This is a genomic window from Pseudoalteromonas sp. CO325X (assembly GCF_004208955.1).
Classification (GTDB): Bacteria; Pseudomonadota; Gammaproteobacteria; order Enterobacterales; family Alteromonadaceae; genus Pseudoalteromonas; species Pseudoalteromonas ruthenica.
On sequence record NZ_SGPG01000011.1, the window covers coordinates 1 to 13,199 of the forward strand.

The 13,199-nt window shown below is 47.3% G+C and carries 7 protein-coding genes and 1 pseudogene; all 8 read right to left on the bottom strand.

Annotation, left to right across the window (positions count from 1 at the left end; translation table 11 throughout):
* Window positions 1-77, bottom strand: a pseudogene (locus EXT46_RS04260) (elongation factor Tu); the annotation flags it as partial.
* A 57-nt stretch (window positions 78-134) separates the two neighbouring features.
* Window positions 135-2,252, bottom strand: a complete 2,118-nt coding sequence (gene fusA, locus EXT46_RS04265) for an elongation factor G (protein WP_022944283.1) — start codon at window positions 2,250-2,252, stop codon at window positions 135-137.
* 27 nt (window positions 2,253-2,279) lie between these two features.
* The gene (gene rpsG, locus EXT46_RS04270) at window positions 2,280-2,750 is read right to left on the bottom strand and encodes a 30S ribosomal protein S7 (RefSeq protein WP_022944284.1); all 471 of its coding nucleotides are present in this window, start codon (window positions 2,748-2,750) and stop codon (window positions 2,280-2,282) included.
* A gap of 98 nt (window positions 2,751-2,848) precedes the next feature.
* Window positions 2,849-3,223: a 30S ribosomal protein S12 gene (gene rpsL / locus EXT46_RS04275; RefSeq protein ID WP_022944285.1), complete on the bottom strand. Its 375-nt coding sequence runs from the start codon at window positions 3,221-3,223 to the stop codon at window positions 2,849-2,851.
* A gap of 191 nt (window positions 3,224-3,414) precedes the next feature.
* Window positions 3,415-7,593, bottom strand: a complete 4,179-nt coding sequence (gene rpoC / locus EXT46_RS04280; protein WP_022944286.1) for a DNA-directed RNA polymerase subunit beta' — start codon at window positions 7,591-7,593, stop codon at window positions 3,415-3,417.
* A gap of 88 nt (window positions 7,594-7,681) precedes the next feature.
* Window positions 7,682-11,707, bottom strand: coding sequence for a DNA-directed RNA polymerase subunit beta (rpoB, locus tag EXT46_RS04285; RefSeq protein WP_053911724.1), 4,026 nt, complete (start codon window positions 11,705-11,707; stop codon window positions 7,682-7,684).
* 274 nt (window positions 11,708-11,981) lie between these two features.
* Entirely contained in the window at window positions 11,982-12,344 is a 363-nt protein-coding gene (rplL, locus tag EXT46_RS04290) for a 50S ribosomal protein L7/L12 (protein WP_022944288.1), read from the bottom strand.
* A gap of 81 nt (window positions 12,345-12,425) precedes the next feature.
* A complete protein-coding gene (gene rplJ / locus EXT46_RS04295) occupies window positions 12,426-12,920 on the bottom strand; it encodes a 50S ribosomal protein L10 (RefSeq protein WP_022944289.1) in 495 nt (164 codons plus the stop codon).
* Window positions 12,921-13,199 lie beyond the last annotated feature (279 nt).

A 13,199-nucleotide genomic window follows, 5' to 3' on the forward strand; every position in this document is an offset into this window, starting at 1 on the left:
GTTTTACCGTGGTCAACGTGGCCGATTGTACCTACGTTTACGTGCGGTTTCGAACGTTCAAACTTTTCTTTTGCCATTTTCAAAATTCCTATAAAGAAATTAAAGTCCGACCCGAAGATCGGACCGAACTCAAATTACTTAACAGCGCGAGCTGCAATAATTCCATCAGCCACATTTTTAGCCGCTTCTGCGTACTTGAGGAATTCCATCGAGTACGAGGCACGACCTTGTGTAGCTGATCGTAAGTCAGTTGCATAACCGAACATTTCTGAAAGCGGTACTTCGGCATTCACTTGTTTTAAGCCGCCTGGTGCCTCTTCCATTCCTTCGATCATACCGCGACGACGGTTTAGGTCGCCTACAACATCACCCATGTTTGCTTCAGGAGTGATCACTTCTACCTTCATGATAGGCTCTAACAACACGGGGTTCGCTTCAAGCGCGCCGTTACGCATTGCCATTGCACCTGCGATCTTAAAGGCCATTTCGTTGGAGTCGACATCGTGGAACGAGCCATCGAATAACGTCGCTTTAACGCCCAGAAGCGGATAACCAGCAAGAACACCTTGCTCCATCTGCTCGTGGAGACCTTTTTCTACCGCTGGAATATATTCCTTCGGTACAGTACCACCAACGATTTCGTTAACGAACTCGAATGTTGGTGCTTCTTCATCGCTAATATCAAGCGGTTCAAGTTTGACCCAAACATGACCATATTGGCCACGACCACCCGATTGACGAACAAACTTACCCTCAACCTTAACGGCTGAACGAATCGCCTCACGGTAGGCAACCTGAGGTTTACCAACGTTACATTCAACTTTGAATTCACGCTTCATACGGTCGACGATAATATCGAGGTGTAATTCACCCATACCAGAGATAATAGTCTGGCCAGATTCTTCGTCTGTTTGTACGCGGAAAGAAGGATCTTCTGCCGCTAGTTTACCTAGCGCGATACCCATCTTTTCCTGGTCTGCCTTGGTTTTGGGCTCTACCGCAACAGAGATCACCGGCTCTGGGAATTCCATACGCTCTAGCGTAATGATTGCATTCCCGTCACACAGGGTATCACCTGTTGTTACGTCTTTGAGACCAATCGCAGCGGCGATATCGCCGGCACGAACTTCTTTGATCTCTTCACGTGAGTTTGAGTGCATCTGGACGATACGACCGAAGCGCTCACGCTTTGATTTAACTGGGTTATATACCGTGTCACCCTGGGCAACTGTGCCTGAGTACACACGGAAGAAGGTTAGCGTGCCTACGAACGGGTCGGTAGCAATTTTAAAGGCCAATGCTGAGAAAGGCGCTTTGTCATCTGCTGGACGCGTGTCTTCAGTCTCGCCATCATCAAGAACACCTTGAATCGGTTTAACTTCGGTAGGTGAAGGCATGTATTCAATCACGGCATCAAGCATCGCTTGCACGCCTTTGTTCTTGAACGCACTGCCGCAACTCATCAGCACAATTTCGTTGCTTAGAGTACGAGCACGAAGGCCTTGCTTGATCTCAGCTTCGCTGAGCTCACCTTCTTCTAAATATTTGTCCATTAGCTCTTCATTGGCCTCAGCCGCCGCTTCCACAAGAAGTGAGCGGTATTCTTCGGCTTGGTCTTGAAGCTCTGCCGGGATCTCCTCAAATGTAAATGACATCCCCTGGTCCGCTTCGTTCCAGTTGATGGCTTTCATCTTGATAAGATCAATTACACCTTTAAAGTCTTCTTCAGCACCAATAGGCAGCTGAATCGGAACAGGAGTTGCACCCAGACGGGTTTTCACCTGATCTACAACCGACAAAAAGTCGGCGCCAATACGGTCCATTTTATTTACGAAGATCATACGTGGAACTTCGTATTTATTGGCCTGACGCCAGACGGTTTCTGTCTGTGGCTGTACACCTGATGAAGCACAAAGCACGACAACAGCACCATCAAGTACACGCAGTGAACGCTCAACTTCAATGGTGAAGTCTACGTGTCCCGGAGTATCGATGATATTGATGCGATGGTCGTCAAATTGCGCGTCCATCCCTTTCCAGAAACAAGTGGTCGCAGCAGACGTGATAGTAATACCACGCTCCTGCTCTTGCTCCATCCAGTCCATAGTTGCAGCACCATCGTGTACCTCACCAATTTTGTGAGATAGGCCCGTGTAAAAAAGTACACGTTCCGTCGTGGTGGTTTTACCTGCATCTACGTGAGCACAAATACCGATATTGCGGTAGCGCTCAATTGGAGTTGTACGTGCCATATAATCCTCTTAAAGGTTAAGGACAGATTACCAACGGTAATGAGCGAATGCTTTGTTCGCTTCAGCCATACGGTGAACGTCTTCACGTTTCTTAACCGCAGTGCCTTTGTTATCAGCTGCGTCGATCATCTCTTGAGCCAGACGAAGGCCCATAGATTTTTCACCACGCTTACGTGCAGCTTCAACCAACCAACGCATACCTAGTGCGTTGCGGCGAACTGGACGAACTTCAACTGGTACTTGGTACGTTGAACCACCTACACGGCGAGATTTAACCTCTACCTGTGGGCGAACGTTTTCAAGTGCAGACTCAAAGATTTCTAGGTGCGGTTTGCCTGATTTCTCAGCAGCCACGTCTAGCGCACCATAAACGATGTTTTCAGCAGTAGACTTTTTGCCGTCAAGCATTACTACGTTGACGAACTTTGCAAGTAATTCTGATCCGAACTTAGGATCTGGAAGAATTTTACGTTGACCTATTACGCGTCTTCTAGGCATTTTATCTCTCCGATTTCTTCAGGTCTGTTTTTTGAACAGATTCCCAAAACTAATATTTAATTAAAACTTAAGTGCTTGGCCTTACTAACGGAGAACCATTAGCCCTTAGGACGTTTTGCACCGTACTTAGAACGACCTTGTTTACGGTCATTTACGCCGGCACAGTCAAGTGCACCGCGAACAGTGTGGAAACGTACACCAGGTAAGTCTTTAACACGACCACCACGGATAAGGATTACACTGTGCTCTTGAAGGTTGTGGCCTTCACCACCGATGTAAGATGTTACTTCGAAACCGTTTGTTAAACGTACACGGGCTACTTTACGTAGAGCCGAGTTTGGTTTCTTAGGAGTAGTGGTATATACACGAGTACATACACCACGCTTTTGTGGACATGCCTTAAGCGCGGCTGAGTTACTAGTTGTAACCTTGCTGCGACGTGGCTTGCGCACTAGCTGGTTAATAGTTGCCATCAAATAGCTCCTGATGAAAAATTAAAGTTACTACTGAAATTAAAAATTCCGCCCAATTTACACACTGCGATAACACCAGCGAGTAAAAGGGTGGCGGAATTTTAATGAGCAAAGTTTAGCCTGTCAACCAAAACAACGCCGAGAGCGGTATTATACCGCCCTCAGCGTGACTTAATTATGAAATTAAGCGGTTATTCTTGGTCGCCAGACAAATCTGCATTAAGTGCATCAGTCAGTGCTTGGGTTGCTTCCTCGGCACTTACTGTTGGCTCAAGCAGTTCCTCTGCATTCTGTTTACGACGATTTTGGCGATCTTGGTGATACGCAAAGCCAGTACCGGCTGGGATCAAGCGACCCACGATTACGTTTTCTTTCAGACCGCGAAGTTCATCGCTCTTACCATTTACAGCGGCTTCAGTTAGGACACGTGTCGTCTCCTGGAACGAGGCTGCTGAAATGAATGATTCGGTTGCCAATGACGCTTTGGTAATACCCATTAGCTGAATTTCATACTTCGCTGGGATCTTACCTTCGGCTTCAAGTTCACGGTTTGCGATGCTTACGCGTGCAACTTCAACCTGTTCACCGGCTAGGAATTCAGTGTCGCCACCGTCGAGGATGATACATTTACGTAGCATCTGACGAATAACAGTTTCGATGTGCTTATCGTTAATCTTTACACCTTGCAGACGGTAAACGTCTTGCACTTCATTAACGATGTAGTTAGCAACATCGGTCACACCACGTAGACGAAGGATATCATGTGGAGACTCTGGACCATCGGCGATTACTTCACCTTTGCTCACTGTCTCACCTTCGAACACGTTAAGCTGACGCCACTTTGGAATCATCTCTTCGTATGCATCACCTTCCGCTGGGGTGATTACAAGACGCTTCTTACCTTTGGTTTCTTTACCAAAGCTTACCGTACCTGAGATCTCTGCTAGGATGGCTGGATCTTTCGGCTTACGCGCTTCGAATAGGTCAGCAACACGTGGTAGACCACCGGTAATATCACGAGTTTTCGAACCTTCCTGCGGGATACGTGCAAGCACATCACCTGGGTTCACCGTAGCGCCATCGCTCACCTCAATGGTGGTGAATGACGGTAGGCGAATCTCTTGCAGGCCGCGCTCTTCATTCTCAATGATAAGCTTAGGCTCTTTCGCATTCACCTTGGCTAGGTCTTTAACAACCACACGCGTTAGACCAGTCAACTCGTCGGTCTGAGCTTCGGTGTTAGAGTCATCGATATCGCTGAACGATACTTTTGACTCGTGCTCGATGATGATTGGGTGACTGTGCGGGTCCCACATCGCTACGATGTCGTTGCCTTTCACTTCGGCACCATCTTGTACCGTTAACACTGCACCGTAAGGTACTTTATAACGCTCTTTCTCACGACCATGCTCATCAATGATGGTGATCTCGGTAGAACGTGAAGTGATAACGATCTTGCCTTCTGAATTCAACACATATTTCGCGTTGTGAAGTTTCAGACGACCATTGTTTTTAACTTGTACGCTGTTCTCTGCAGATGCCCGCGATGCTGCACCACCGATGTGGAAGGTACGCATGGTAAGCTGTGTACCTGGCTCACCGATTGACTGTGCTGCAATAACACCGACCGCTTCACCTGGGTTGATGATATGGCCACGAGCCAAGTCACGACCGTAACATTTAGCACATACACCAAAGTCATTGTCACAGGTGATAACAGAACGAACACGTACTTCATCCACTGAGTGCTCTTCAAGTAGGTCACACAGCTTCTCGTCAAGCATGATGTTACGCTCAACCAACACTTCCTCAGTGCCTGGCTTAAGTACGTCTTCAGCAACTACACGCCCTAGTACACGCTCGCGTAGCGGCTCTACTACGTCACCACCTTCAATAAGTGGCTTCATAGTTAGACCATCTTCAGTGCCACAGTCGCTCTCATTGATTACCAAGTCTTGCGCTACGTCTACGAGACGACGCGTTAGGTAACCCGAGTTCGCTGTCTTCAATGCGGTATCGGCAAGACCTTTACGCGCACCGTGCGTTGAGATGAAGTACTGAAGTACGTTTAGACCTTCACGGAAGTTCGCGGTAATGGGCGTTTCGATGATTGAACCATCTGGACGAGCCATTAGACCACGCATACCCGCTAGCTGACGAATCTGAGCGGCACTACCCCGTGCGCCCGAGTCGGCCATCATAAACACTGAGTTGAATGAGTCTTGCTCTTCTTCGTTACCCTCAGCATTGATGACAGTGTCTTTCGATAAGTTCGCCATCATTTCGCGTGATAAGTTTTCGTTCACACGTGACCAAATATCGATAACTTTGTTGTACTTCTCACCCGCTGTGACAAGACCAGACTGGAATTGTTGGTTGATTTCGGCAACCTCAGCTTCCGCTGCATCGATGATCTCGGTTTTAACCGGCGGGATTTCCATGTCGTTGATGCCGATTGATACACCCGATTTCATCGCATAGTGGAAACCGGTGTACATCACTTGGTCAGCAAACACTACGGTGTCTTTCAAGCCTAGACGACGGTAACACTCATTAAGCATACCGGAGATTTGCTTCTTACCTAACGCACGGTTAACCAGTGAGAAAGGTAAGCCTTTAGGCATGATCAACGAGAAAATAGCACGACCAACAGTGGTATCGATAACGCCGGTCACTTCTTCAGTGCTACCGTCTTCTTCGATTACCGTTTCTGTCATCCGTACTTTTACTCGAGCATGTAGCTCGGCAGTACCAGTACGATAGGCTTTTTCAGCTTCTTTCGCGTCTTTAAATACCAGGCCTTCACCTTTGGCATTAATGCGGTCACGGGTCATGTAGTAAAGACCCAAAACAACGTCCTGTGAAGGTACGATGATTGGCTCACCGTTCGCAGGCGAAAGAATGTTGTTGGTTGACATCATCAACGCGCGTGCTTCTAGCTGCGCTTCTAGCGTTAATGGTACGTGAACCGCCATTTGGTCACCGTCGAAGTCAGCGTTATACGCCGCACACACCAATGGGTGCAGGTGAATCGCTTTACCTTCGATAAGTACCGGCTCAAACGCCTGGATACCCAAACGGTGAAGGGTGGGTGCACGGTTAAGTAGCACTGGGTGTTCACGAATAACTTCGTCTAGTACGTCCCAAACCTCTGGTACTTCGCGCTCAACCATCTTCTTCGCTGCTTTGATGGTTGTCGCCATACCACGGCGCTCAAGTTTGCCGTAGATGAAAGGCTTGAATAGCTCAAGAGCCATTTTCTTAGGCAGACCACACTGGTGTAGTTTCAGTGTAGGACCTACGGTAATTACAGAACGGCCTGAGTAGTCAACACGCTTACCAAGAAGGTTTTGACGGAAACGACCTTGCTTACCTTTGATCATGTCTGCAAGCGACTTAAGTGGACGCTTGTTAGAACCGGTAATAGCACGACCACGACGACCGTTATCAAGGAGCGCATCCACCGCTTCTTGCAGCATACGCTTTTCGTTGCGTACGATGATGTCTGGCGCGGCTAAATCGAGAAGGCGCTTCAAACGGTTGTTACGGTTGATCACACGACGATAAAGGTCGTTTAGATCTGAAGTCGCAAAACGACCGCCGTCTAGTGGTACAAGTGGACGTAGATCAGGCGGTAGCACTGGAAGAACGCTCATTACCATCCACTCAGGGTTGTTACCTGACTGGTGGAATGATTCCATCAACTTCAAACGCTTGGTAATTTTCTTACGCTTGGTTTCAGAGTTGATAGTTGGTAGCTCTTCGCGCATTTCTGCAATCAGCTGACCTAGGTCGAGTTCTTTAAGAAGATCAAGTACCGCTTCTGCACCCATCTTCGCTTCAAATTCATCACCGTGCTCTTCAAGAGCATCAAGGTACTCTTCTTCACCTAAAAGCTGACCACGCTCAAGCGTCGTCATACCGGGTTCGGTTACCACGAATGATTCGAAGTACAGCACACGCTCGATGTCACGAAGCGTCATATCAAGCATTAAGCCGATACGCGATGGCAGTGATTTTAGGAACCAAATGTGTGCCACTGGGCTTGCCAGCTCAATGTGACCCATACGGTCACGACGCACTTTGGTTAGCGTTACTTCAACGCCACACTTTTCACAAATAACACCACGGTGCTTCAAGCGCTTGTATTTACCACACAAACACTCGTAATCTTTCACTGGGCCGAAAATACGGGCACAGAATAAGCCGTCACGCTCAGGCTTGAAAGTACGGTAGTTAATGGTCTCAGGTTTCTTTACTTCACCATATGACCATGAACGCACCATGTCCGGCGAAGCAAGACCAATGCGAATTGCATCGAATTCTTCGGTCTTATTTTGTTGCTTCAGAAACTTAAGTAAGTCTTTCACCTTAGCTCTCCTGTCGGAGGTTAATCTCGAGGGCGGCAAGCCGCCCATTTATTTGTTCGCAGGTTTGGGCGCCTTGCGCCCGACCGGCTTATTCTTCTTCCAGCTCGATGTTGATACCGAGTGAACGGATTTCTTTCAACAATACGTTGAATGATTCTGGCATACCCGGTTCCATCTTGTGGTTACCGTCAACGATGTTCTTATACATCTTAGTACGACCATTCACGTCATCCGACTTCACAGTCAACATCTCTTGCAGGGTATAAGCCGCGCCGTACGCTTCTAGTGCCCAGACTTCCATCTCACCGAAGCGCTGACCACCGAACTGTGCTTTACCACCTAGCGGCTGCTGCGTTACTAGGCTGTATGAGCCAGTAGAACGCGCGTGCATCTTGTCATCAACAAGGTGGTTCAGTTTCAGCATGTACATGTAACCAACGGTTACTTGACGCTCAAACTGATCGCCAGTACGACCATCATACAGCGTTACCTGACCGCTTGATGGGTAACCACCGAGCTCCAACATTTCCTTGATTTCGCTTTCGCGAGCACCGTCAAATGCAGGAGTAGCAATCGGTAGACCGCCTTTTAGATTCTCTGCTAGGCGACGAACTTCGTCATCAGAGAAGCTAGCGATGTCTACTTGCTGGCGACATTCACCCAGTTCGTAAGCTTTCTTGATGAATTCACGCAGTTCGTGAAGCTCACGCTGCTCTTTCATCATTTCTTCAATACGCTCACCGATACCGCGTGCCGCAAGACCCATGTGAGTCTCTAGGATCTGACCGATGTTCATACGCGATGGTACGCCCAGCGGGTTCAATACGATATCAACGGTACGGCCTTTCTCATCGTAAGGCATGTCTTCTACAGGTACGATAGTCGAGATAACACCTTTGTTACCGTGACGACCCGCCATCTTATCACCTGGCTGGATGCGACGTTTAACCGCTAGGTAAACCTTCACAATCTTCAATACGCCTGGTGCTAAGTCATCACCTTGAGTGATCTTGCGACGTTTCGTTTCAAACTTCTTATCGTACTCAGCTTTTAGCTCATCGTACTGCGCTGCTAGTTGCTCAAGTTCTGCTTGCTTGCCTTCATCAGCTAGGCTTTGTGTTAATAGTTTATCAGCAGCGAGGCCTTCAAGGCTGGCTGCATCCATGCCTGCGCCGGTCAATAGACCACGAGCACGGCTTAACACACCTTCTTCAAGGATCTTGAACTCTTCGTTGAAGTCTTTTTTCGCTTCACGAAGCTGCATTTCTTCGATTTCAAGCGCACGTTTGTCTTTTTCTACACCGTCACGGGTGAAGACTTGTACGTCGATTACGGTACCTGATACTGAGTTTGGTACACGTAGCGAGCTGTCTTTAACGTCAGACGCTTTCTCACCAAAGATGGCACGCAGTAGCTTCTCTTCTGGCGTAAGCTGAGTTTCACCTTTAGGTGTTACTTTACCTACTAAAATGTCGCCGCCTTTCACTTCTGCACCGATGTAAACAACGCCAGACTCATCTAGCTTGCCCAGTGCAGACTCACCCACGTTCGGGATATCAGCAGTGATTTCTTCCGGCCCAAGCTTAGTATCACGAGCAATACACTGAAGCTCTTGGATGTGGATAGTCGTTAGACGATCTTCTTTTACAACATTCTCTGAAAGGAGGATTGAATCCTCGAAGTTGTAACCATTCCAAGGCATGAATGCCACGCGTAAGTTTTGACCCAACGCCAAGTCGCCAAGGTCTGTTGACGGACCATCAGCAAGTACGTCACCACGTACAATTGGCTCACCAACCATACAAGTTGGCTTTTGGTTGATACAGGTGTTCTGGTTAGAACGGGTGTACTTAGTTAGGTTGTAGATGTCGATACCCGCTTCGCCAGGTACACGCTCATCTTCATTTACGTTGATAACGATACGGCTCGCATCAGCGTAATCAACCACACCACCACGCTTAGCAACGATAGTTACACCTGAGTCTTTCGCAAGGGTAAGCTCGATACCTGTACCTACTAGTGGCTTATCAGCACGTAGTGTTGGTACAGCCTGACGTTGCATGTTCGATCCCATCAATGCACGGTTCGCATCATCGTGCTCTAGGAATGGGATAAGCGCAGCAGCGACTGAAATAACCTGTTGTGGCGAAACGTCCATATACTGGATGTCATCACGCGGCATCAAGGTCGACTCACCTTTGTGACGACAAGTAATCAGTTCTTCTACAAATCCGTTGTCATCGTTTAAGTCAGCATTTGCCTGAGCAATAACGAACTGACCTTCTTCGATAGCAGAAAGGTAATCAACCTCGTCGGTAACCGCACCATCAACCACTTTACGGTAAGGTGTTTCTAGGAAACCAAAGTCATTGGTACGTGCATACGTAGACAATGAGTTAATTAGACCGATGTTTGGACCTTCAGGCGTTTCGATTGGACATACGCGACCGTAGTGCGTTACGTGTACGTCACGTACTTCGAAGCCTGCACGCTCACGCGTAAGACCACCCGGACCTAATGCAGAAATACGACGCTTGTGCGTAACTTCTGATAGCGGGTTGTTTTGGTCCATAAATTGAGAAAGCTGTGATGAACCGAAGAACTCTTTCACCGCTGCCGAAATTGGCTTGGCGTTGATAAGATCTTGCGGCATGATGGCATCAAGGTCACCAAGGCTTAGACGCTCACGTACAGCACGCTCAACACGAACTAGACCGACACGGAACTGGTTTTCTGCCATTTCACCCACAGAGCGGATACGACGGTTACCAAGGTGGTCGATGTCATCAACATCGCCTTTACCGTTACGGATATCGATAAGCACTTTCATCACAGCCACGATGTCTTCTTTAGACAAGGTGCCTGGGCCTTCGTCGGTGTCATAACCAACGCGGCTGTTGAACTTCATACGACCTACGGTTGATAGATCATAGCGCTCATCGGTAAAGAATAAGTTTTCAAATAGCGCTTCTGCAGCTTCTTTTGTCGGCGGCTCACCTGGGCGCATCATGCGGTAGATTTCTACCAAGGCCTCAAGGCGATTTGTAGTTGAGTCGATACGAACGGTATCTGACATGTAAGAGCCGCTGTCTACTTCATTGATATATAAAGTAGCAATTTCGGTGTGACCTGCTTTAACAAGCTCAGCCATTAGCTCAAGCGATAGTTCATCGTTGGCATTGGCGATTACTTCACCTGTTGACTCATCAACATAGTTTTTCGCTAATACTCGACCGATGACGTACTCATGCGGTACTTCTAGCTGCTTGATGCCTTTTTTCTCGATGCTCTTGATGTGACGCGCAGTAATACGACGGCCTTGTTCTACCAAGACTTCGCCATCTTCGCCTTTAATGTCAAAGGCTGCGGTTTCACCACGTAGACGCGCAGGCACAAGTTCCATGAGAACTTTACCGTCACTCACCTCAAAGGTAGTGGTTTCAAAGAAGATATTAAGAATTTCTTCTGTTGAGTAATCAAGCGCGCGCAAAATGATCGACGACGGCAACTTACGGCGACGGTCGATACGTACGTAGAGATTATCTTTAGCGTCGAATTCAAAGTCGAGCCATGAACCACGATAAGGAATAACGCGAGCGTTATAAAGCACCTTACCAGAGGAGTGCGTTTTACCGCGGTCGTTATCAAAGAATACACCAGGTGAACGGTGTAGCTGAGAAACGATAACACGCTCAGTACCATTGATAACAAAGGTACCTGTGTCAGTCATGAGCGGAATTTCGCCCATGTAAACTTCTTGCTCTTTGATGTCTTTAACTGTGCCAGGTGCTTCTTTGTCCATAAGCACAAGACGAAGTTTTACGCGAAGTGGAGCAGAATAAGTCACACCGCGGATTTGACATTCTTTAACATCGAACACTGGCTCACCAATACGATAACTTACGTATTGAAGCTCAGAGTTGCCCGAATAGCTTTTAATCGGGAAAACGGAGCGGAAGGCAGCTTCCAAACCGAAATCGCCGTCAGCGTCCGGAGTTAAGAATTTTTTAAACGATTCTAACTGCATTTGCAGTAAGAAAGGTACGTCCAAAACCTGTGGACGTTTACCAAAATCCTTACGGATACGTTTCTTTTCAGAATAAGAGTAAGCCATGGGGTTCCTCAGCTTGCTGATCTTTGACCCTACCTGTTCTTGTAAGAACAGACATAACTGGCATCTATGCCAATATTTACAACATTTAGAATTGTTGTTCCTAAATGTCACTGCTATTGCCAATGAAGTTATGTAACCAATTGAAAATAAAAGTGAAATTTAGGTTTAGAGCACCCTGGAGCAAATTTTCGCTCTATAGCGCAAAAGGGCCGGTGATTAAATAATCACCAGCCCTTGCCTGATTACTCAGGCAGCGAACCTAGCATACGCTAGATTACTTGATCTCAACTTCAGCACCAGCTTCTTCAAGATCTTTCTTAAGTGCTTCAGCTTCTTCCTTAGAAACACCTTCTTTGATAGGTGCAGGAGCTGATTCAACAAGTGCTTTAGCTTCTTTAAGGCCAAGACCTGTTGCGCCACGTACCGCTTTGATAGCAGCAACTTTGTTACCGCCAGCGCCAGCTAGGATTACGTCGAACTCAGTCTTCTCTTCAGCAGCTTCAGCAGGACCAGCAGCAACAACAGCAGCAGCAGCAGTTACGCCGAATTTTTCTTCCATTGCTTCAACTAGTTCAACAACTTCCATTACTGACATTTCAGCAATAGCGTCAAGGATTTGGTCTTTAGTTACAGACATTATAAATTTCCTAATATTCTCGAACCCGAGGGTTCATTAAATTCATTACACCGATAAAGAACAATAGCTTATAAATAAAAATTAAGCAGCTTGTTCTTGTTTCTGGTCGCGAACTGCAGCAAGAGTTTTTGCCAACTTGCCTGCAGAAGCTTCTTTCATAGCGCTCATTAGACGTGCAACTGCTTCGTCGTATGTAGGTAGCTTAGCTAGCATATCTACATCTACGATTTCACCGTCAAATACAGCCGTTTTAAGCTCAAATGCTTCGTTACTCTTTGCGAAATCTGTGAAGATACGCGCTGCAGCACCTGGGTGCTCAGAAGAGAAAGCGATTAGGCTAGGGCCTACTAGTGAATCGTTAAGACACTCGTAATCAGTCCCTTCGATAGCGCGTTTAGCTAGCGTGTTACGAACGACTTTCATCCATACACCTGCTTCACGAGCTTCTTTACGAAGTGAAGTGATAGCGTCAACAGTTACACCACGAGAATCTGCAACTACTGCAGATAGAGCACCTTTGGCAGCTTCGTTGACTTCAGCAACAATTGCTTTTTTGTCTTGAAGATTTAAAGCCATGGGTGTTACTCCTGGTTCAGTGAGATACCGAAATACCTCAGTTTTACTCTACTCCATCATCATGACGGAGCTGCTTGTTACGGCGAGAGCCAGAAGATTAGGAAAAATCTAGCTGGGATTCACACCGTCTACGTAGGAAATTAAGCAATACGTGACTGCACCTACGGTCTTGGACGGAAGCCAACAACGTTGGCTTCAACCCGAATTCGTTGATTGTTGAGTGCAATACTCAACAAAATGGCGCGAAATTATAGTATAAAAATCGCGCCACGTAAACTC

What these genes read in the sequence shown, in the direction of transcription:
- rpsG (WP_022944284.1), bottom strand. Translation starts at nt 2,750, where the DNA reads ATGCCTAGAAGACGCGTAATAGGTCAACGTAAAATTCTTCCAGATCCT.
- fusA (WP_022944283.1), bottom strand. Translation starts at nt 2,252, where the DNA reads ATGGCACGTACAACTCCAATTGAGCGCTACCGCAATATCGGTATTTGT.
- rpsL (WP_022944285.1), bottom strand. Translation starts at nt 3,223, where the DNA reads ATGGCAACTATTAACCAGCTAGTGCGCAAGCCACGTCGCAGCAAGGTT.
- rplL (WP_022944288.1), bottom strand. Translation starts at nt 12,344, where the DNA reads ATGTCTGTAACTAAAGACCAAATCCTTGACGCTATTGCTGAAATGTCA.
- rpoB (WP_053911724.1), bottom strand. Translation starts at nt 11,707, where the DNA reads ATGGCTTACTCTTATTCTGAAAAGAAACGTATCCGTAAGGATTTTGGT.
- rplJ (WP_022944289.1), bottom strand. Translation starts at nt 12,920, where the DNA reads ATGGCTTTAAATCTTCAAGACAAAAAAGCAATTGTTGCTGAAGTCAAC.